Annotated in this window: 22 protein-coding genes; 13 read left to right on the top strand and 9 right to left on the bottom strand. The window is 65.9% G+C overall.

All coding sequences use genetic code 11. From position 1 onward, the window contains the following. Positions 1-174: 174 nt before the first annotated feature. The gene (locus F9929_RS24150; RefSeq protein WP_193227840.1) at positions 175-735 is read right to left on the bottom strand and encodes a TetR/AcrR family transcriptional regulator; all 561 of its coding nucleotides are present in this window, start codon (positions 733-735) and stop codon (positions 175-177) included. Between the two features lie 75 nt (positions 736-810). On the opposite strand from F9929_RS24150, the gene F9929_RS19870 reads away from it, so the two are divergent. Next, positions 811-1,101 carry a hypothetical protein gene (locus F9929_RS19870; protein ID WP_210251365.1) on the top strand — a complete coding sequence of 97 codons (291 nt, stop codon included), beginning with the start codon at positions 811-813 and terminating at the stop codon, positions 1,099-1,101. A gap of 1 nt (position 1,102) precedes the next feature. Continuing rightward, positions 1,103-1,582 (top strand): hypothetical protein, encoded by a 480-nt coding sequence (locus F9929_RS19865; RefSeq protein ID WP_152048303.1) that lies wholly within the window; start codon positions 1,103-1,105, stop codon positions 1,580-1,582. Positions 1,583-1,605: 23 nt separating this feature from the next. Here the strand turns inward: F9929_RS19865 and F9929_RS19860 are convergent, their stop codons facing one another. Further along, entirely contained in the window at positions 1,606-2,082 is a 477-nt protein-coding gene (locus F9929_RS19860) for a MarR family winged helix-turn-helix transcriptional regulator (RefSeq protein WP_152048302.1), read from the bottom strand. 89 nt (positions 2,083-2,171) lie between these two features. Here F9929_RS19860 and F9929_RS19855 point away from each other — a divergent pair, with 89 nt between their 5' ends. Next, the gene (locus F9929_RS19855) at positions 2,172-2,618 is read left to right on the top strand and encodes an anthrone oxygenase family protein (protein ID WP_152048301.1); all 447 of its coding nucleotides are present in this window, start codon (positions 2,172-2,174) and stop codon (positions 2,616-2,618) included. 38 nt (positions 2,619-2,656) lie between these two features. Here the strand turns inward: F9929_RS19855 and F9929_RS19850 are convergent, their stop codons facing one another. Genes F9929_RS19850 through F9929_RS19840 form a run of 3 tightly spaced genes read right to left on the bottom strand, consistent with a single transcriptional unit; the run spans position 2,657 to position 4,301 of the window. Then, positions 2,657-3,229, bottom strand: a complete 573-nt coding sequence (locus F9929_RS19850) for a YdeI/OmpD-associated family protein (RefSeq protein WP_152048300.1) — start codon at positions 3,227-3,229, stop codon at positions 2,657-2,659. Then, positions 3,226-3,642: a DUF1761 domain-containing protein gene (locus F9929_RS19845; RefSeq protein WP_152048299.1), complete on the bottom strand. Its 417-nt coding sequence runs from the start codon at positions 3,640-3,642 to the stop codon at positions 3,226-3,228. The genes F9929_RS19850 and F9929_RS19845 overlap by 4 nt, the downstream gene beginning before the upstream one ends. A 5-nt stretch (positions 3,643-3,647) precedes the next feature. Then, entirely contained in the window at positions 3,648-4,301 is a 654-nt protein-coding gene (locus F9929_RS19840; RefSeq protein WP_210251364.1) for a TetR/AcrR family transcriptional regulator, read from the bottom strand. An 82-nt stretch (positions 4,302-4,383) separates the two neighbouring features. Here F9929_RS19840 and F9929_RS19835 point away from each other — a divergent pair, with 82 nt between their 5' ends. The 4 genes from F9929_RS19835 to F9929_RS19820 all read left to right on the top strand — a co-directional run bounded on the left by F9929_RS19835 (position 4,384) and on the right by F9929_RS19820 (position 8,942). Then, a complete protein-coding gene (locus F9929_RS19835) occupies positions 4,384-5,430 on the top strand; it encodes an aldo/keto reductase (RefSeq protein WP_152048297.1) in 1,047 nt (348 codons plus the stop codon). Then, positions 5,427-7,112: an FAD-dependent monooxygenase gene (locus tag F9929_RS19830; RefSeq protein WP_152048296.1), complete on the top strand. Its 1,686-nt coding sequence runs from the start codon at positions 5,427-5,429 to the stop codon at positions 7,110-7,112. The genes F9929_RS19835 and F9929_RS19830 overlap by 4 nt, the downstream gene beginning before the upstream one ends. Before the next feature lie 11 nt (positions 7,113-7,123). Continuing rightward, complete coding sequence (locus tag F9929_RS19825) at positions 7,124-8,275, top strand: metallophosphoesterase (protein ID WP_152048295.1); 1,152 nt, start codon at positions 7,124-7,126, stop codon at positions 8,273-8,275. A gap of 310 nt (positions 8,276-8,585) precedes the next feature. Then, the gene (locus F9929_RS19820) at positions 8,586-8,942 is read left to right on the top strand and encodes a response regulator (RefSeq protein WP_152048294.1); all 357 of its coding nucleotides are present in this window, start codon (positions 8,586-8,588) and stop codon (positions 8,940-8,942) included. Here the strand turns inward: F9929_RS19820 and F9929_RS19815 are convergent. Both F9929_RS19815 and F9929_RS19810 read right to left on the bottom strand, forming a co-directional pair. Continuing rightward, positions 8,939-10,507 (bottom strand): sensor histidine kinase, encoded by a 1,569-nt coding sequence (locus tag F9929_RS19815; RefSeq protein ID WP_193227839.1) that lies wholly within the window; start codon positions 10,505-10,507, stop codon positions 8,939-8,941. The genes F9929_RS19820 and F9929_RS19815 overlap by 4 nt on opposite strands. 261 nt (positions 10,508-10,768) lie before the next feature. Continuing rightward, a complete protein-coding gene (locus F9929_RS19810) occupies positions 10,769-11,218 on the bottom strand; it encodes a GNAT family N-acetyltransferase (RefSeq protein WP_152048292.1) in 450 nt (149 codons plus the stop codon). Between the two features lie 122 nt (positions 11,219-11,340). Here F9929_RS19810 and F9929_RS19805 point away from each other — a divergent pair, with 122 nt between their 5' ends. The 3 genes from F9929_RS19805 (at position 11,341) to F9929_RS19795 (ending at position 14,059) form a co-directional block, all read left to right on the top strand. Continuing rightward, positions 11,341-12,282 carry a DMT family transporter gene (locus tag F9929_RS19805; protein WP_152048291.1) on the top strand — a complete coding sequence of 314 codons (942 nt, stop codon included), beginning with the start codon at positions 11,341-11,343 and terminating at the stop codon, positions 12,280-12,282. A gap of 465 nt (positions 12,283-12,747) precedes the next feature. Next, a complete protein-coding gene (locus F9929_RS19800) occupies positions 12,748-13,209 on the top strand; it encodes a transposase (RefSeq protein WP_152048290.1) in 462 nt (153 codons plus the stop codon). Positions 13,210-13,600: 391 nt separating this feature from the next. Beyond that, entirely contained in the window at positions 13,601-14,059 is a 459-nt protein-coding gene (locus F9929_RS19795; RefSeq protein ID WP_152048289.1) for a hypothetical protein, read from the top strand. Positions 14,060-14,169: 110 nt separating this feature from the next. Here the strand turns inward: F9929_RS19795 and F9929_RS19790 are convergent, their stop codons facing one another. Both F9929_RS19790 and F9929_RS19785 read right to left on the bottom strand, forming a co-directional pair. Continuing rightward, positions 14,170-14,949, bottom strand: a complete 780-nt coding sequence (locus F9929_RS19790; RefSeq protein ID WP_152048288.1) for an SDR family oxidoreductase — start codon at positions 14,947-14,949, stop codon at positions 14,170-14,172. 79 nt (positions 14,950-15,028) lie between these two features. Beyond that, a complete protein-coding gene (locus tag F9929_RS19785) occupies positions 15,029-15,985 on the bottom strand; it encodes a sugar-binding transcriptional regulator (protein ID WP_152048287.1) in 957 nt (318 codons plus the stop codon). 316 nt (positions 15,986-16,301) lie between these two features. Here F9929_RS19785 and F9929_RS19780 point away from each other — a divergent pair, with 316 nt between their 5' ends. The 3 genes from F9929_RS19780 to F9929_RS19770 form a co-directional block, all read left to right on the top strand. Next, on the top strand, positions 16,302-17,117 hold the full coding sequence (locus F9929_RS19780; protein ID WP_210251363.1) for a transketolase: 816 nt from the start codon (positions 16,302-16,304) through the stop codon (positions 17,115-17,117). Continuing rightward, positions 17,114-18,064: a transketolase family protein gene (locus F9929_RS19775; protein ID WP_152048285.1), complete on the top strand. Its 951-nt coding sequence runs from the start codon at positions 17,114-17,116 to the stop codon at positions 18,062-18,064. Before F9929_RS19780 ends, F9929_RS19775 begins: the two co-directional genes overlap by 4 nt. A gap of 5 nt (positions 18,065-18,069) precedes the next feature. Continuing rightward, on the top strand, positions 18,070-19,077 hold a 1,008-nt coding region (locus F9929_RS19770; RefSeq protein WP_210251362.1), incomplete at its 3' end, for an FGGY family carbohydrate kinase.

Here is a 19,077-nt window from a genome sequence, read left to right as displayed (position 1 = left end):
AGCGGTCGTTTGGGCGCTCGACGTTACGACCCTCTTTCATGATCGCTGCACGGCCACCCCGACGGCCAGCATTCTGAAGCAAGTTTCGAGATGGCGAACTACGGCTCCGAACTACGTCGCGGGCCATCCCGAACGCCTCCGCTTCACGGCGTCGCTCTGGAACGCCCCGGCACCTTACGTCCCCAAGCCGGCGACCGCACGGGCGAACAGGCGCGCCCTGCCGGGACGCGCAGCAGGATTATCGATGCCGGCCTCGATGCACAGTTGCGTGTAGCCGTGCACGAGACTCCAGGCAACGAGCGTCGCGTCCGCAACGACATCGGCCCCCACGACCCGACCGACGATGGCCGACAGGGATGCCAGGGCCGCCGCCGCCTTCGCCTGCACGTCCGGATACCGACGCAGGTCCACCAGCTCGCGCGCGAACATTAGCCGGAACGTCGCCGGCTGCCCGGTGCCGAACGCGATATAGGCGTCGGCCGCCGCGACCAGACGATCGAACGGTGCAGCCTCAGCCGTTGCGTCCATGCGGCGCGACAGCTCGGCAAAGCCGTCGCCCACCAACTCGGCCAGCATCGCCTCCTTGTTGGCGAAGTGGTTGTAGGGGGCTTGGCGCGAAAGCCCGGCAGCCTCCGCGACGCCGCGCAACGACAGTCCTGCGGCACCCTCGCGTTCCAGCAGAGCCGCAGCCGCGGCGAGCAACGCCCTGCGGGCGTCCCCATGATGATAGGCCATGAATTCACCTACCGACCTATATTGACGACGTCAATATGGCAGCACATATTGACGTCGTCAACAGAGGAGACGATCGTGTACCACGCAATGGTGAAGCGAATTGCGCGCAAGAACTTGCTGCGCGTCAACAACAAGGAATTCGGCGCGCTGCTAGGGGACTGCGCCCCCAACATCCACCACCGCTTCGTGGGCCGGCACGCGCTCGGTAGCGAGCGTCACGACAGGGCTGCGCTGGCCCGCTGCTGGTTCGACCGCCTCGGCCGGCTCGGCGTCATTCCGCTGGCGGCCGTGACGGGCTTGTGGCTCTGGAAGCAGAGACGCATCGCCAAGCTGCTTCGCCGTCGTTCTCCTGCGGAACGGGCGTGACATGGTCTACGCGCCGAGCCGTTCGGGCGACTTGAGCAGGCGGACGACGGTTCTTCTTTTGACGGCGCTCGGGCTGGCGGTTCTCCATCACATCGACCACGCCCTGCGGGTCGATCACAGCGGATGGCCGTTCCGGGAGCGTGTGACGCCCTACACCTACAGCCTGGCCGCCTATCCGATCCTCCTCTTCGCGCTGATGGGACCGGTCCGCGCCTTCTGGCTTCGCTGGGGGCTGCTCGCGATCGCGACGGCGTTCACGATCTATGCCCATACGGTGATCGAAAGCCCCGGCACGCAGTTTCATATGTGGCTGCACAATCAAAGCATCCATGACGCCAACCTTCACAACGCGCTGAACATCCGCTCCGCCGGGATGGGAGCGGTTTCCGTTACGGTGGGCATGGCTTTGAACCTGACGGTCGTGCTCGCCACGCTTTCCATGCTGCGCGACATGGTCGGCGCCTCCGGACGTCATCGCTGACCGGACCGACCTCAAGGCAGACGTCACCTCGCCTCGCCTCCCTCCGCCGCATCGTCCGCGGTCAACCTGCTGCGGATCGTTCGCAGAACTTGGACGCTCATGGCCAGTTCCTCCTGCGAGAGCCCCATCGCCAGTTCGTCGGCGGCGCGGTACCAGACTTCAACCGCTTGCTCGTAGGCTGCTCTTCCGGAAGCCGTCAGGACCACGAGCTGCGCCCGCTTGTGGCGAGGATTGCTCTGGAAGACGACCAGCCCTTCCTTCTCCAGCTCGTTCACGATCCGCTGGACGTTCTGCCGGTTGGCGCCGAGGTCGCGGGCCAGCCATGCCACGGGGCGGGGCTGGTCGGCATAGGCGATCGCTCCCATGACCTGCCACCGTGCACTCGTCAGCCCGAAGGGCTGCACCAACCGGTCGCCCCATACCAGCATGGCATTGTTCACCCGGAAAAGGGTGAGAACTAGATCCATCAAGGTTTGAGCGGCGCGGGAATCAGAAGGCATGGCAGCATCGCTGGCAGTTGACATCAAGATGTCAATTCCAGCATGTTGGCATCATGATGTCAAATATGGCTCTTCCGGAGGATCGCTCCATGCTGCTTCCGTTCCAGTTCCTCGCCGTTGCCGGATCGGCGCTCTTCGCGGGCGTGATGCTCGCCATCGCGCTGATCCTCGGCACCTACTGGCGCAGCCTCCCGCCTGCCGAGTTCCTCGCGTGGTTTGCCGCCAACAGCGGCGTCATCGCGCGAACGATCCCCCTCGTGGTCGCGCCGACGCTGCTCGGTCTCGTCGGGTCGCTCGTTCTGTGCTGGGCCGACACCACCGCGCGCGCGCTCTGGTTGGCGGCCCTCGCCTGCATCGTCGCGCTTCTAGCTCTGACGATGGCCTACTTCCTACCGATCAACGCGACGTTCAACGAGGGTACCATCGCACTCCGCGACGTTCCCGAACGCATCGACGCCTGGCTCGCCATGCACTGGATCCGGATCGCCTTGGCGCTCGCATCGGCCGGCCTCGGCCTTGCCGCCGCGACGCGCTGATCCTCGTCGGCCTCCGCATCCATTCGAATGCCAGCCCTTCATCCAGCCAGGAACCCGGCGATGCAGCGCTCGCGCGTCGTCGCCAGCCTGGCGTTCGTGAGCTTGAGGATCAGCGCATAGCGCTCAGGTTTGGGCATCGCGGCGAACCGCGCGGCGGCCGCCGGGTCGCCGTCGAGCGCAGCCTGAAGATCGGGCGGCGGCACGGCGGTGCTGGAGGGCGGGTAGGCGGCGTCCCAGCGGCCGTCCCGCTGCGCCGCAAGGACCTCGGCCAGACCCGCGTCCCGCATCCGTCCGGCCTCGATCAGCTGCAAGGCTCGCTGCCGGTTGACCTGCGACCACCGCCCCCGCGGGCGACGCGGCGTGAAGCGGAGAAGAAAGAAGCGCTCGTCCCACGTCGCGCTCTGCCCGTCGATCCAGCCCTCGCACAGCGCGGCGTCAATCGCGTCCTGCCGGGACAGGCTGCTGGCGTCCGTGCCCTTCTTGGCGAACAGGAGCCATGCGCCACGCGCCGCCTGATCCGTATCCTCCAGCCACCGCGCGAAGGCGGCTGCGTCCGGGAACAGGAGCACCGGCAGTCCGGCCTTGATATGGGGCGCGACCACATCGCTCATCCGACCAGGAACAGGACGATGCTGATGAGGATGCTGGCGACCACGAAGTAGCTCGCGCTGAGGAGCCCGTAGGCGAGCGGCCGGGACACCAGCGGATTGATCGCCATGTTGACCGCCGTCGAGCCGAGATAGCCGACCCCGACCAACGTCCCGAACCCGATCGCCCCCGGCAGCGTCGCGACGCCCACCGCCGGCATCAGGAAGGCGCTCGCGACGGTCGTGACGAGCATGCAGAGCGAGGGCCCGGCGATGAAGAGCGGCGGCATCTTCGCGCCCGGCTCGAAGGGCCGGTCGAGGACGCTCGCATAGGCGCGGGCGAACAACGCCGCGAACCAGACCCACCCGAGCACCATCACCGCAACCGCGGCGGCGAGGATGCCGATCCAATTGATCGGCTGAGACAAGAGGGACACGGAGCTCACTCCTTCGGAAGGTCTGGGGAAACGGGTTTCGACGGCGCCTCCGTTCGTATGCCGAGGGCGGGCAGGACGACGTCGTCGAGCATGGCTTCGAGAAAGGCGCGGTCGAATGCCTGGCGCTGCACGAGCGAGCGGAAGGCCCCCAGCGAGGGAATGATGGTCGCCAGCGTGTCGATCGGCGCCGACGCGCTCGCCTCGCCGCGCGTCACGGCCCGTTCCATCAGGATCCGGTTGGCGGCGACCCAAGGCCCGACCAGGGCGTCCGAGGCGGCATCGCTTAAGCCCGGCTCGAACGAGAGCAGCGTCGCGACCCCCGCCATGGCGCGCAGCTTGCGCTCGGTTTCGGCCACCGACTTCGGCCGGAACAGCGCCAGCATATCGCCGCGGAACGAACCGGTATCGGGCAGTTGATCGAGGTCGACCTGATCGCGCTTCGTTTGCGCGACCGCATCGAGCACCAGCGCCTCCTTGGACGGCCAGCGGCGGTAGACGGTCGCCTTGCCGGCACCGGCCCGCGCCGCGACCATGTCCATCGTCATCCGCTCGAAGCCCACCTCGCCCAGCGTGTCGATCGCGGCATGGAGGATCGCGGAGTCGCGCGAAGCGTCCCGCTTACGGCCTCCACGTGATGGGTTTTGGTCCTGTTCGATCATTGACATTCCCAATCGATACCATTTAGTTCCGGAACCAACAAGTCCGTTTCATGTTCTGGTCCCATCACGCAGGAGGATCGTCATGCGCTACAATCGTCTCGGCCGCACCGGCCTGTTTGTTTCCGAACTGTGCCTCGGCACGATGACCTTCGGCCAGTCCAAGGGACGATACGCAGCCGCCAGCGGTGTCGGCCAGGACGCGGTGGAGGCCATCCTCAGCCGCGCCGTAGATGCCGGCGTCAACTTCATCGACACCGCCGACGTCTATGCGGAAGGGCAGTCGGAGGAGATCGTCGGACGGGCGATCCGCAACCTCGGGATCAGGCGTAAGGACATCGTGCTGGCGACGAAGTTCGAGCACCCGACGGGGCCGGGTCCGAACGACGCGGGCGGCTCGCGCAAGCATATCGTCGATGCGGTGGAGGCGAGCTTGAAGCGGCTCGGCACCGACCATGTGGATCTCTATCAGATGCACGGCTGGGATCCGGCGACGCCGGTCGAGGAAACGGTCGCCGCCCTCGATGATCTCGTTCGCCGCGGCCTCGTGCGCTACCTCGGTGTGTCCAACTGGGCGGCTTGGCAGGTCGCCACCGCGCTTGGGCTCACCGAGCGGACCGGCGCTGCCCGGTTCGCGAGCTACCAGGGCTACTACTCGCTCGTCGGCCGCGAGATCGAGCGCGACGTCTTGCCGGCGCTGGAGCACCACGGCCTGAGCCTGATCGCGTTCAGCCCGCTCGCGGGCGGCTACCTGACCGGCAAGTACCGGAACGGCCTCGAAGGCGGCCGGCGCAAGACCATTCCCTTCCCGCCGGTGGACGAGATGCGGGGGGCCAAGCTGCTCGACGCGATGGAGCCGATCGCGACGGCGCACGAGACCTCGCTGGAGGCGGTCGCGCTCGCCTGGCTGCGCCGGCAGCCCGCGGTCGCCAGCATCATCACCGGGGTGAAGAGCGTCGAGCAACTCGACGCCAACTTGAGGGCGACCTCGGTCGAACTGTCCGGTGAGGAGATTGAGACGCTCGGTGGGATCGCGGGGCCGAACCCGGAATATCCCGGCTGGATGCTGGCGCAGGGTAGCGCGGCACGGGCGTCGCTCCTGGCGACCGGCGCCTTGCCGGGGGGCGAATGACCATCACCGCGTCCTTCGACACCGACGTCGTCATCGTCGGCGCGGGGCCCGTCGGCCTCGCTACCGCCTGCGCGCTCGCCCGCCACGGCGTTGCGTTCCGCATCTTCGAGCGTGCGCCCGGCATTTCGGGCGCATCGAAAGGACACAACGTCATCGCCCGAGCGCAGGAGCTGCTCGCCTCGATCGGCGTGCGCGACACTCTGGCGAAGACCAGCTACGTCGCGCCCTACACGCAGTACATGCTCGACGGGCGACCGATCCACCGACAGAGCACGCGCGACCTGCCGTCCCCCTATCCGGACGTCCTGTTCTCCAACCAGGGCACGATCGAGGCGGAACTCTCCGATCACCTCAAGGCGGGCGGCCACCATATTGAGCATTCGCACGAGGTCCGCGGCATCGATCAGGACGCTGACGGCGTGGCCGTGACGGTTGTCCCGGTCGACGAGGATGGCGACGCGTCCGGCGAGGCGATGACGTTGCGCTGCCGCTACCTCGTCGGGGCCGACGGGGTGAAGGGTGCGGTGCGCAAGGCGGTCGGGCTCGACTTCGAGGCGCAGGACCTGCCCGGTTGGGCGATCCGTCAGATCGACGGGACGCTGACGTGGCGTCGCCCGATCGAGCGCGACACCGCCTTCTTCTTCCTGTTTCCGCACGGCTTTGCCGGCGTGCTGCCGGTGTGGAAGGATCAGTACCGCCTGTTCCTCTTGGAAAGCGAGGAGGCGATGCCGGCGCGCGACCCGACGCGCGAAGAGATGGTGGCGCGAGGCCGCGAGGTGACGGGCGACGCGACCTTCGACATCGCCGACCCGACCTGGGTGTCCCACGGCACGTTCCGTCACGGCGTCGCGCCGAGCTATGGGGCGGGGCGGGTGTTCCTGGTGGGCGACGCCGCGCATGCCAACCTGCCGATCGGCGGGCAGGGCATGAACTCCGGCTTCATCGATGCCGTCTCGCTCGGCTGGCGGCTCGCCATGGTGTTGGCGGGCGCGGCGACGCCTACGCTGCTCGACAACTACGCCGAGGAGAGACATGCGGCCAACCGCCGGCTCGACGCGCAGCAGGTGCGCGGCTTCCGGCAGCTCATGGGGCGCGGCCGCGCGGCCGACGCGGTGCTGGGCGCGATTGCGGGCGCCGTGCCGCAGGTCGCCGACTACGTGTTCGGCGGCAGCGATCTGGCGCAGCTCGACCTCACCTACCGAGACAGCCGGCTGAGCGAAGACCGCTTCGCGCGTCTCGATCCGCGCCATGTCGGCTCGACCCGTGCGGGCGACCGGGTGCCGGACGCGCCGCTCGTGCTGAACGGCGGGGAAGCCACCACGCTGTTCGATCAGATCCGCAATCCCGACGGGCGGAGTTGGGGTTGGCGCCTCCTCCTGCTCGACGGCGGCGATCGCGAGACCCATCCGCATCTGGCCGCGGCAGCGGATGCCTTCTCGTCATACGATTGGGTGCGCCCCCTGCTGGTCGTCGCCGACCTGATCTCTACCGGCGACGAACCGCAGATGCGGGCGGCATGGGACCTCGATCAGGTCGTCCACCAGGCGCTCGGCCTTATCGGGGCGCCTGCCATTCTCTTGGTGCGTCCCGATGGGCATCTGTCGTTCCGGGGCGACTTCAACGACCTGTCGGCACTGGTCGATCACGTCGCGACGTTCGCCGTCCCGATGGCGAGATCGTAGGTCCCGTCCGTATGCTTCACCTGATCTTCTCTGTACCCTGCCTCTATGTAGTGACCCGCTTCGTGGCTCCGCTGCCCTGGCCCCTCCTGTTCAAGCTGGTGCTGGGAGCGGCGATGCTGGTGGCCTCGCAGTACCACCTGTGGAGCCGCCTTTCGTCCGGCTCCGTGTTCGCGCCGGAGTTCCCCCGTCCGATCGTTCTCCTGTTCAACTGGGCCTTTGGCACGATCCTCTTGCTCGCCGTGCTCCAGCTTGCGATCGATCTGGGATCGCTTTCGGTGTCGATGGTACGCCAGTGCGTCACGACGATCCCGGCGTCGTTGCGCTATGCGGCGGGTGGGCTTGCCGCGATCCTGGCCGCAATCGGCGTCGCGCAGGCGGTGCGGGTGCCGCCCGTGCAGGACCTCACCGTCGAGATACCCGGACTGCCTGCCGCCTTCGAGGGCTATCGCCTCGTCCAGCTTACCGACCTGCACATCAGCCGCCTGTTTCCGGAAGGCTGGGCGCGCGACGTCGTGCGCACCACCAACGCGTTGGGTGCCGACCTGATCGTCGTCACCGGCGACTTCATCGACGGAACGGTTGCCGCCCGACAGCGTGACGTTGCGCCTCTGCGTGACCTTGCGGCGCCCGATGGCGTATGGTTCGTCCCGGGCAACCACGAATACTTCTTCGGCTATGACGCGAGGATGCGCCATCTCGCCAGCTTAGGCCTGCGTCCGCTGGTCAACGCCCATACCCTCCTGATCCGAGATGGCGAGCGTCTCGTCCTGGCGGGCGTGACGGACCTTTCCGCATCCGAGACCGGCGACGCGCCTGCGGACCTGAACACAGCGCTTGCCGGCACGCCGCCGGGCGTCCCCGTCGTTCTTCTCGACCATCAACCGAAGAATGCGCGCGAGGCAGCAGGACGGGGCGTGGCGTTGCAACTCTCCGGCCACACGCACGGCGGAATGATCCGCGGCCTCGACCGCATCATCGCCCGGGCGAACGGCGGCTACGTCTCGGGGCGCTACGAGGTCGATGGCATGACCCTCTACGCCAACAACGGCACGGCGCTCTGGCCCGGGTTCGCCTTGCGGTTGGGCGTGCCGTCGGAACTCACTCTCGTAACCCTTCGCCGGAAAGAAAATCGGTCGCAAGACAATGTCGGTGCCATTCCCTGACCCTCCGGACGATCTCCGGTTCTCGTGGCAAACGCTTGCGGGGGAAGCCAGGGCTCTCCGCCGACGGCAGCTTTCGCCCAACTCGTCCCGAAAGCCGACAAGCAGAAAACCACCCCGTCCGGTCTCGGGCAGTCGTGGAAGCTGACGCCCGAAAGCGGTCGGACGGGTTTCGACCCATCCCCGTCGTACCGACCCGTAAGACGGCTTTCCGAAAGCAGCCGTTCAGCCGAGATCATTCCCTCGCAGTGTGAACGCGCTAACTCGACTGGACGGTCGAACGGCGTTCGCTCCTCCGCAACGGGAGCCGCATATGCCACACCGCATCCTGATCGTCGAAAACGAGCCACTGATCGCTCATGAACTCGAGGCGATCGTCGAAGACGAAGGGTATGAGGTCGTGGGCATCGCGGCGACCATGACACGAGCTCTCAGAATGGCAGCCGGCGCACGGGTCGATGTCGCTATCATCGACATCCGTCTCGCAGGCGGCGACAGCGGTCTGGAAACCGCACGGCGGCTCCGGGCCGATCACGACGTTGCGTCGCTGTTCGTCAGCGCCAACATCACCGAAAAGGTGATGGCGCTCGCTCTCGACTGGGCGCCGATCGGCTTCATCGGTAAACCTTATAATGCCGACGCCGTTCTCGCGGCTTTGCGATCCGCCTAGCGCCGATCGTCGGCAATGGTGCCGTTCAGTTCGTATCGAACGCCATCCGGTGCGTAGGCGAGGCTCGCGTTGCCCGTGAAGTAGCTCGGGACGATGCGCGTCAGGAGACGCGAGCCAAAGCCCTGCCGTTCAGGTAGCGTCACAGGAGGTCCGCCCTTCTCAATCCAAAGAAGGCAGAAGTTGTCGTCCGTTAGATACCACTGCACGACGATACGCCCGTTCGGAACGGACAGGCCGCCGTACTTCGCCGCATTGGTGGCAAGTTCGTGAACCGCGAGCGCCAGCCCCATTCCCTGCTGCGCCGACAGGAAGGCGGGTGGACCTTCCATCGAAACCTGAGCGTGATCAGCACCGACATGGGGTCGCAGCGACGTCGTGATAACCTCCGCGACGTCCGCACCCTCATTGAGAGCCCGCACCAAGATATCCTGCGCGTTCGAGAGCGCCTGGACGCGGGCTGTGATTGCCTTGCCCGCGTCCGCAGCGGACGGGCTGTTACGGACGCTCTGCGAGACGATCGCCTGCACCATGGCGAACGAGTTCTTGAGGCGGTGAGAAAGTTCGCGTTGCAGAACCTGACGCACCCGGTCCGCCTCGCGCTGGTCAAGGAGCTCCTGGTTGGCAAGCCCGAGCGCCTCGTTCAGAGCATCGTTGCGCGAGGTCTGCGCCAGCTCGGCGGTGACGTCGCGGGCGACGCAGTAGAGAAGGCCATCCGTGGGGACGGCCCGCCAGGACAGCGTCCGATACGTACCGTCCTGCGTGCGGAAGCGGTTCGTGAACTCCCAGGTGGTCGCCCCCTTGGCTAGTCGCTTGATCTCGGCTTGGGTCTTCGCCTGGTCGTCGGGATGCTCCAGCCATTGCGATGTGCGCCCGACAACCTCGGCAGCGTTCCAGCCCAGCACCGTCGTCCAGGCCGGGCTGACGTTCAGCCAGACGCCGTCGAAATCTGCAACACCGAGGAGATCGACGCTGAGGTTCCAGATCCGGTCGCGGTCCTGCGCGTTCGTGTCGGCCTGGAGCTTCAAATCGACGTTGAGCGCTTTCAGCTCGGCTTCCGCCACCACCTGACGCGTGGTCTCGGTGACGACGAGGAACACGCCTTCGATCTCGCCGGTGTCACCCCACAACGGACTATGGCAGTGCGTGAAGTAAGCCGTCTGGCGGCCGTGCGCCCGGTCGGGGTGGTACGCAGCGTTCTCGACATAGAATGCTTCACCGCGCCGGACGGTCTCGAAGATCGGGGCGAGATCGTCCCACATTTCCGACCACCATTCTTTGGCCCGACGTCCGAGTTGACCGGGGTGCTTGGTGCCAAGGCTCGGCGCGTAGGCATCGTTGTAGAAAGTGACGAGGTCCGGCCCCCAATGCACCATCATGCCGAAGCGCGAGTGCAGCAACATCCGAACGGCAGACTGGAGCGCGATCGGCCAGGTCTCGGGCGATCCCAGCGGGTTCCTCGCCCAGTCGATCTTGCGGAGCAGTTCTCCGCACTCGCCCCCACCGGCGAGACAGCCAACATATCCAGACGTCATTTCCCAAGCCGCGATCGCCAGTTCGGTCCCCAATTCGCGAGGCGTTGCATGGCACAGGTTTTGTGGTTCGTCACCGGTGTCGTCCGTAGGGGCTAGCCGCACACACAGTTCCCTCGGTGCCATGCCATACTGGCCGCTTTTTACAAACCCAGCACAATAACCGGACCGTCCGGGGACCACCCCGTCCGGTCTCAAGTAGTCGTGGAAGCTGACGCCCAAAAGCGGTCGGATGGGTTTCGACCTTTTGCGGTAGTTGAGCGAGGTGATACCCGGTCCCCGAAGCCGCCGTTCAATTCAGCCGCTGCTGCGGCGCCGATGCTTCTCAAACCGTGCGTCGCCGTTTTCCAGCTCCTCACTGCGCTCCCACCCCAACCGTTCGTAGAAGCCAGCGGCTCGCGACGAACCGTTGGTTTCAAGCCAGATTGAGGGGTGGCGTTCGAACAGGAACGCTTCCGCTCGTTCCACGAGTTGGCGGCCGATGCCTAGCCCTTCCCGTTCCGGGCGAACGAAAGCGGCGAACATGCAGGCATCCTCAACGTCCACCATCGAGAAGCCGACGATCAGCCCTTCATGTTCGGCGACCCAAATGCAGGGCTGCTCACGAAGCGCCTTTCGGATCGTATCGAACGTGACGCCCATCTCGGCCAACTGCTCGACCGACAGATGGTTCTCCCGGACGCTCGTGCGGACCTCGAAGATCGCAGGAATGTCGTCATCAATGGCATCGCGAATGGAAATCGTCATGGGCAACCGGATGGACACGCGAATGGGTGGTGGGCTTCCTGGGATGTCCGCCTTCTGGTCCTGCCAACCGAAAGCAGGCAAGGATGATACCTTGCGCCAGCGGCACGACATGAGGGGATTGGATGGCGGCAACGCATCGTGGGCGGATCGGAACAGCGATCGCTTTGATCCTCATCTCTATGTTTCTGCTTTCCGGTACCGACGCCAGCGTGAAGGCTGTTTCAGCCGACTTTCCTCTTTGGCAAATCTATGTCGCCCGATCCGTGTTCGCCGTTCCGATCCTGATCGGTCTCTCGGCCCGTTCCGGGATTGCGCAAGCTGCCCGGATCATCCAGCCGTGGATCGCCCTGCGCTCGGTCCTTCTGACGAGCATGTGGATCGCCTACTATACCGCGCTCCCCCACATGGACCTGTCGATCGCGGCGACGGCGCTCTACACCACCCCGCTGTTTATCGCGGCGTTGTCGGCGGTCTGGGGAAGCGAACCCGTCTCCCGTCGAACGCTTCTCGGGATCGGCTTCGGATTCGCGGGCGTCCTCGTCATCCTGCGGCCGACGGGCAGCGACTTCTCGTTCTGGACTTTGCTACCTGTCTTGGGCGCCCTCTTCTATGCAGGTGCGGCGGTGCTGACGCGAGCGCGTTGCGCCGAGGAAAATCCCGTTGTTCTCGCCCTCTCGCTTCATTGCTGCCTGCTGGCCGCAGGTGTGCTTGGCGGTCTCGTCGCGGTTCTTGAACCGCTCGATACATCCGATCCTTTCCTCTTTGGACGATGGGAGGCGATGGAGGGAACAGACTGGTTGCTGATGATCGGCTTGGGCTGCGTCATGGTTCTGGTCGCGCTCGGCGTCGGAAGGGCATACCAGAGTGCGCCTCCAGCCATCGTGGGCACATTCGATTATGCCTATCTCGTCTTCGCCGCTGTGTGGGGCCTAACTTTCTTTGGGGAGCGGCTTGATGCCCTCGCACTCACGGGCATGGGACTGATCCTCGCCGCAGGCGTGCTCGTCGTGTCCCGCTCCGAACGGTGGAAAGGAATGGCGGCTACGAGCCCTCCTCGCTCCTAAGCGGACTGACGGGTTTCCACCTCGTCCGGTCTCAGGCGGGAGATGAAACCGACGCCCGGAAGCGGTCCTTCCGCTTTCGACCCGGCCATTCTCGAAACACCCTCGTTTGCGGGAAGGTCATAGTGGCGGAATCAAGCATTCCGAGCCCCTTCCCTTGTCTGGAAGCAGGTCGCTACGACCATGCTGCCCGGCCATGATGTGGCGTGACCGCTGTTCCGCTCGGCCCGATCATTCCCGAAGGCATCTGTCCTCTGCCGGGGTTCGAGTGTCATACCGGCGCAGCCGTCACGCTCGAACCGCTTTCCACACGACACGTCGATGATCTGTGGAAGGTAGGTCAGGCGGCAGAGGTGTCGTGGGCTTATCTGAAGTACGGACCGTTCCCGGTGAAAGCGCCGGCAGTTCGCCGCGCTGCACCGGATGATGCTCCGCCTCACTCGGGAACATCCGGCCTGCTGAAGCCTGATGACCGTGCCGGGCGTCGGCGCCGTGGTGGCGCTGACCTACGCGACCGCGGTCGCCGCATCTGAGTGGTTCGTCCGCTCGCGCGACATCGGCACCCATTTCGGGCTGACGCCGCGCAAGTACGCCTCCGGCGAGATCGACCGGAACGGCGCGATCAGCAAGTGCGGCGACGGCGCAGCGCGCCAGGCCCTGTTCCAGGCGGCGCTGTCGCTCCTGACCCGCACGCAGCGCTGGTCGTTGCTGAAAGCCTGGGGCATGGCGCTCGCTCAGCGCCGCGGTTTGAAGCGCGCCACCGTCGCGGTAGCGCCGCAAACTCGCCGTTCTTCTGCATCGCCTGTGGAGCGATGGCATCGACTTCCGCTGGACCCGCGAAGCCACGAGCGGACCGGATCCGCGCAACCATTCCGCCGTCGCGTTGGAACGATGTCCCCTGCGGGACGCAGTTTCGATGACTGCGGATAATGTCCTGCACCGTCCGCCCTCAAGCGGTCGAGTGCGCGTTTAAGATCGCAGCATCCGAACTGTCGGACCCCATCATGAGGCGGTCTACCACCGACCTCGAAGAGAAGCGTGCTCCTCGCAGGGGGCAGCCCAGGCCCTGACGATGCGTCTGCAAGCCGCTGGCACGGGCATCGAAGCGTGCGACGGTTGCGCCTTGACCGCCCTTGCGGACGCCGGCACGAGGGCAATCGCCAAGCAGCAGATCGGCACGAGTGGAAAGACCGGAAATCTACGCGTGATGTTCGTGAGTTGCACTACGGCACCCTCCACGCGAATTATTCCGGACGTTAATCCTCCCCGCTCAGGAAGTAAATAACGTCAATCAATGGCTGATGCCGGCATAGTTCGATAATTGATCGAGCAAACGGTCTATATAATTCTATATACGAACTGCGTTCTCGCATTTTTTCTTAACGTCAAGCGCCAAGCTGAAAACAGATATATCGCAATGATTGTACTCTCGGCGGCCGTCCCTTCTTCTGCTTTGCCTGCACCATCATACGACACGAGATTCCTCGATCGCATGATTAGCTTTGCGGACACGTTTGATTGGGAAAAGCGGCGAACCAAGGTGGCGCAGCCGGGGAATGTCACGGCGACCAGAAAGCGTTACTCAATGCAAGTTCGGTTTGTACGTTGTTGTCGCCTGATGGTTTCGAGCGATGACGAGCGGGATCGGCCGAAGGAGTGGCGCGCCATCGCCACCCGCAACGATCGAGCCGAAGCCAGCTTTCTGGGTGGCCTGCATCTCGCCGCCGCTCTCGACTGGTTGTCCGACGGTCCCTGGCGCTTTTCAGGGCGACGAACATGACAGACATCCGCGTCGAGGCGAAGGCCGAAACCCGCGCGCAAGACGTTCGACGACGCTATTCTCCTTGCTGACGATGCAAGTGCAGGGGAACGCTGCGTCGCCGGCGGGCATCAGGACATGATCAGGCCGCCGTCGACATTGACCGTCTGGCCGGTGATGTAAGCGGCATCGTCGGACGCGAGGAATGTCACGAGACCGGCGACGTCCTCGCCGCTGCCGGCGCGCGCCATCGGGATGTTGCGCACCCATTCCGCCATCAGTTCGCCCGGCTTGTAGTCGCCCAGAAGCTTGCCCCAGGCGGTGTCATTATAGGCCCACATGTCGGTCTCGATGATGCCGGGGCAGAAGGCGTTGACCGTGATCTTCTCCTTGGCCACTTCCTTGGCGAGGCTCTGCGTGATGCCGACGACGCCGAATTTCGAGGCGGCGTAGTGCGGCGTGAAGATGAAGCCCTGCCGCGCCTGGCCCGAGGCCGTGTTGATCAGGCGCCCGCCGCGCCCGTGCCGGCGCATCCGGCGAATGGCTTCCTGGCAGCAGAAGAAGACGCCGGTGGTGTTGACCTCCAGCACCTTGCGCCATTCATCGGCCGTCAGGTCCTCGACCTTGCCGATGGTGATGACGCCGGCATTCTGGATCGAGATGTCGACCGATCCGAACTCGGCTTCGGCCGCGTCGTAGAGCGCCGCGACCGCCGCCTGGTCGGTGACGTCGGCAATGAGGCTCGCCGCCCTGCCGCCCTCAGCGCGGATCGCTTCCACCGTGACTGAAGCGTCTTCATTGGCGCTCACCATGACGTTCGCCCCTTCGCGCGCGAAGCGCTTGGCGATCGCCGCGCCGATGCCGCGGCTGCCGCCGGTAATCACGACGGTGCGGTTTTCGAATCTTCTCATCGGATCGTTCCTCCATGGACGAGCGCAAGCCCTTCGGCGGCGTGCCAAAGAACAGGATGGGTTGACAGGGAAAGGGTGATCAGGCGGGCGAGGCGACGAGCCGCGCAGCGGTGTGGTTGTCGGTCACCAGAATGGACAGGAAGCCGCCGAGCATCGCGGCGCGGATCGCGTCGACCTTGCGCGGTCCGCCCGCCACCGCGACGACGCGCGGCACCTTCGCCAGCTCCGGCAGATCGATGCCGATGATCCGCTCGTCGCAGGATGAGCGGACCTGCCGCCCCGTCCGGTCGAAGAAGCGCAGACCCATGTCGCCGACGGCCCCCGCTTCGCCGAGCTCCCGGAGTTCGGCCGGCGTCAGCCGGTTGCCGCTGTCGGCCAGCATCTGCGACGGCTCCAGCGCGCCGATGCCGACCAGCGCCAGGGTGATATCCTTGAACTGATCCAGCGTGTCGCGCACGAAGGGGTCCTCCACGAGAACCGCCCGCGCTTCCGGCGTTTGGGTGAGACCGGGCGCCGCCAGAAGCTGCGGCACGGCCTCGGTGACCTGCGCCATGCGCAGCGTCAGATGGGTCGCATGTTTCTCGACGCCCGGATTGCCTGTCCCGCCGAGAAGCTGGATCACCCGCGCAGCCGGCACGCGGGGCGAATGCACCGCGTCCACGACGCGAAGAAGCGTCGCGCTCCAGGAGGAAAGGCCGATGACCTCCTTCTCGCGCAGCGAATTCTCGATGAAATGGGCCGTCGCCGCGCCGATCGCCGTCAGGATTGAATCCTCCGACTCCTCGCCGGCTTCCGCCACGATCGCCTCTTCCAGGCCGAACCGCCTCCGCAACTCCTCCTCCAGATCCGGGAAGGTGCCGCGGGGAGCGTTGATCGTGATGCGGACGATGTCCTCTTCCTGCGCCCGCTTCAGGAGCCGCGAGATGGTCGCCTGACTGATGTTCAAGCGCCGCGAGATCGCCGACTGCGTTTCCTTCTCGACGAAATAAAGCTGCGCGATCCGACCCATCAGTCTGAGATCGTGAATGCGGGCCAAGGCTCGGTCGTCCTCCAGAAACACCTTTCCGCCGGCGGAGCATCCCGACGGCAGCCGCGCGGAACCGGCGGTCGCGTTCCCATAGCATCAGACGCATGGCGCAGACACTGCCGGAATGCCGGGGTCGCTTCCGAAGGGGAAGCAGCGTCGTGATCCGCATCGTCCGAGCCTCCCGCTCTGCGCTGCACAATCGAAATGCGCTTGACACATCAGAGAGCACCTCCTAGCCTGAATATCAATACATTATTGAATAATTATTCATGGTGGCGCAATGGCTCAGGCACAGGCGATCCCTGGTTGGACGCACGGGAGGCAGATGAGCGGTCTCGATGCAGCCGGTATCCGGGATGAAGCGCGCGAGGTCCGCAAGCGTATCCTCGCGATGATCGGCGAGGCCGGGCTCGGCCATGTCGGCGGGGACCTGTCCGTCACCGACATCCTCACCACGCTGTTCTTCGGCGTGCTCGACGTCGATCCCGCCGATCCGACGAAGGCGACCCGCGATCGGTTCATCCTGTCCAAGGGACATTGCGCGGCCGCCCTCTACACCGTGCTCGCCCGTCGCGGTTTCTTCGACGAGGCGGAGCTTTCGACCTTCATGAAGCCGCTGTCGCGCCTCAACGGCCATCCGAACCGCCGCAAGGTGCCGGGGGTCGAGGCCAATACGGGCCCGCTCGGCCACGGCCTGCCCATCGCCGCGGGCGCGGCGATGGGTGCGCGCCTCAAGGGCGAGAGCTGGCGGACCTTCTGCGTGACGGGCGACGGCGAGTTGCAGGAAGGCTCGAACTGGGAGGCGATGATGTTCGCCGGCCATCAGCAGCTTTCCAACCTCACCCTCATCACGGACCGCAACGGGCTGCAGCAGGGCGCGCGCGTCGACGACACCAACGACCTGTCGCCGCTCGGCGAGAAGCTCGCCGCCTTCGGTTGGGAAGTGCGTGACATCGACGGCCACGACCATGCCGCGCTGCTCGACGCGCTCGGGCGGCCGGGAACGACGAAGCCCGTCTTCGTGCTCGCCCGCACGGTGAAGGGCAAGGGCGTTTCCTTCATGGAGCACGGCGTCGAATGGCACCACAAGGTGCCGAGCGCCGATCAGATCGAAGCAGGTCTCGAGGAGCTTTCCCGATGAGCGAGAAGCCCGCCGTCGCCGGCCTTCACGATTGCCGCAAGGCCTTCGCGGAAGAACTGATCGCCCTGGCTCGCGGGGACGCGCGCATCGTCGCCGTTTGCAACGACTCGGTCGGTTCCTCGAACCTCAAGGAGTTCCAGAAGGAATTCGGCGACCGGCTCGTGAATGTCGGCATCGCGGAGCAGAACATGGTGGGCGTCGCCGCCGGCCTCGCCAATGCCGGGCTGATCCCCTTTGTGTGCTGCGCTTCGCCGTTTCTTACGGGCCGCGCGACGGAACAGGTGAAGGTCGACGCCGCCTATAACCGCTATCACATGGTGCTCTGCGGCATGAGCCCGGGCATGGCCTATGGCGAACTCGGGCCCACCCATCATTCGATCGAGGACTTCGCCTGGATGCGGGCGATCCACGACCTGACCATCCTCGTTCCCGCCGATCCGTTTCAGACACGCCAGGCGGTGCGCTGGGCGGCGGAGGCGAACGGTCCGGTGTTCATGCGCGTCGGCCGCTTCGGCGTGCCGGATGTCTCGCGGGAAGAGGACGGCTTCGCGGTCGGCCGCGCGGACGAGTTGCGTTCGGGCGACGACGTCGCGATCGTGGCGACGGGCGTGCTCGTGTCCCGCGCGGTTGAAGCGGCGGACAATCTGGCGAAGGCGGGCATCCGCGCCCGCGTCCTGAACGTCTCGTCGCTGGCTCCGATCGACGCCGAAGCGCTCGTCAAGGCGGCGCGCGAGACCAAGGGCATCGTGACGGCCGAAGAAGGCGGCACCCATGGCGGCCTCGGCGGCGCGGTGGCCGAGATCGTGTCGCAGCGCCATCCGGCGCGGCTGCGCATCCTCGGCGTCGACACCTTCGCGCCGACCGGCGACGCCGCCTTCCTGCTCGACCATTTCGGGCTGAACGCGGCCGGCATCGAAGCCGCCGCCCGCGAAATCGTGGCAGCCTGACGGTCATGGCCTCCGCCGATCTCCTTCTTGCGATCGATCAGGGCACGTCCTCCACGAAGTGCCTCGTCCTCGACCGGACGGGCGCTGTCGTCGCGGAAGGCATGGCGCCGCTTAGCGAGAACTGTCCGCGTCCGGGCTGGGTCGAGCAGGACCCGGAAGACATCTGGCAAAGCGTCCAGTTGGCGGTGGCTGCCGCCTTCCATCGGGTGGATGCCTCGCGCGTCGCGGCCGTCGGCTTGTCGACGCAGCGCGAATCCGTTCTTCTCTGGGACAAGCGGACCGGCAAGGCGCTGTCGCCGCTTTTGTCCTGGCAGGATCAGCGCACGGTCGAACTCGCCCACGCCATCGGCACGGACGAGATGCGCCGAACGGTGCGAAGGCTCAGCGGCCTGCCGCTCGACCCGATGTTCTCCGCGCTCAAGGCGTCCTGGCTCCTCGACACGCACGATCCCGACCGCGCCCGCGCGAAACGCGGCGAAATCGCGCTCGGCACGGTGGATTCGTGGCTCCTCTGGAAGTTCGGCGGCGAACACGTCACCGAGGTCGGTAACGCTTCGCGCACGCAGCTTCTCGATACGACGCGCGCCGAGTGGTCGCCTGAACTCTGCGGCCTCTTCCGTGTGCCGGTGGAGGCGCTGCCCCGCATCCTGCCCTCGGTCGGGCCCTTTCCGGCCGTGCGCGGCCTCGCGCCCTTGCGCGACGGCACGCCCGTCACGGCGGTTCTGGGCGACAGCCATGCGGCGCTCTTCGGCCACGGCGCGTTCCGGCCGGGCTCGGTGAAGGCGACCTTCGGCACCGGCTCGTCGGTCATGGGCCTCGTCGGGGACGCGGCCGACGGCATGGACGCCGGCACCTGCCTCACCATCGGCTGGCAGATCGAGGCGAAACGCCCGGCCTTCGCCGCCGAAGGCAATATCCGTTCCGCCGGCTCGACGCTGCGCTGGCTTGCCTCGATCTTCGACCGGCCGGTCGCCGAACTGGCAGTCGAAGCGATGACAGCGGAAGCCGCGAAC

It is taken from the genome of Aureimonas psammosilenae, assembly GCF_009176975.1.
GTDB classification, from domain to species: Bacteria; Pseudomonadota; Alphaproteobacteria; order Rhizobiales; family Rhizobiaceae; genus Plantimonas; species Plantimonas psammosilenae.
The sequence above is the reverse complement of the archived record's forward strand: the minus strand, read 5'-3'. Positions and strand labels throughout refer to the sequence as shown.

What these genes read in the sequence shown, in the direction of transcription:
- F9929_RS24150 (WP_193227840.1), bottom strand. Translation starts at nt 735, where the DNA reads ATGGCCTATCATCATGGGGACGCCCGCAGGGCGTTGCTCGCCGCGGCT.
- F9929_RS19865 (WP_152048303.1), top strand. Translation starts at nt 1,103, where the DNA reads ATGGTCTACGCGCCGAGCCGTTCGGGCGACTTGAGCAGGCGGACGACG.
- F9929_RS19860 (WP_152048302.1), bottom strand. Translation starts at nt 2,082, where the DNA reads ATGCCTTCTGATTCCCGCGCCGCTCAAACCTTGATGGATCTAGTTCTC.
- F9929_RS19855 (WP_152048301.1), top strand. Translation starts at nt 2,172, where the DNA reads ATGCTGCTTCCGTTCCAGTTCCTCGCCGTTGCCGGATCGGCGCTCTTC.
- F9929_RS19850 (WP_152048300.1), bottom strand. Translation starts at nt 3,229, where the DNA reads ATGAGCGATGTGGTCGCGCCCCATATCAAGGCCGGACTGCCGGTGCTC.
- F9929_RS19840 (WP_210251364.1), bottom strand. Translation starts at nt 4,301, where the DNA reads ATGATCGAACAGGACCAAAACCCATCACGTGGAGGCCGTAAGCGGGAC.
- F9929_RS19835 (WP_152048297.1), top strand. Translation starts at nt 4,384, where the DNA reads ATGCGCTACAATCGTCTCGGCCGCACCGGCCTGTTTGTTTCCGAACTG.
- F9929_RS19830 (WP_152048296.1), top strand. Translation starts at nt 5,427, where the DNA reads ATGACCATCACCGCGTCCTTCGACACCGACGTCGTCATCGTCGGCGCG.
- F9929_RS19825 (WP_152048295.1), top strand. Translation starts at nt 7,124, where the DNA reads ATGCTTCACCTGATCTTCTCTGTACCCTGCCTCTATGTAGTGACCCGC.
- F9929_RS19820 (WP_152048294.1), top strand. Translation starts at nt 8,586, where the DNA reads ATGCCACACCGCATCCTGATCGTCGAAAACGAGCCACTGATCGCTCAT.
- F9929_RS19810 (WP_152048292.1), bottom strand. Translation starts at nt 11,218, where the DNA reads ATGACGATTTCCATTCGCGATGCCATTGATGACGACATTCCTGCGATC.
- F9929_RS19805 (WP_152048291.1), top strand. Translation starts at nt 11,341, where the DNA reads ATGGCGGCAACGCATCGTGGGCGGATCGGAACAGCGATCGCTTTGATC.
- F9929_RS19800 (WP_152048290.1), top strand. Translation starts at nt 12,748, where the DNA reads ATGACCGTGCCGGGCGTCGGCGCCGTGGTGGCGCTGACCTACGCGACC.
- F9929_RS19790 (WP_152048288.1), bottom strand. Translation starts at nt 14,949, where the DNA reads ATGAGAAGATTCGAAAACCGCACCGTCGTGATTACCGGCGGCAGCCGC.
- F9929_RS19780 (WP_210251363.1), top strand. Translation starts at nt 16,302, where the DNA reads ATGAGCGGTCTCGATGCAGCCGGTATCCGGGATGAAGCGCGCGAGGTC.
- F9929_RS19775 (WP_152048285.1), top strand. Translation starts at nt 17,114, where the DNA reads ATGAGCGAGAAGCCCGCCGTCGCCGGCCTTCACGATTGCCGCAAGGCC.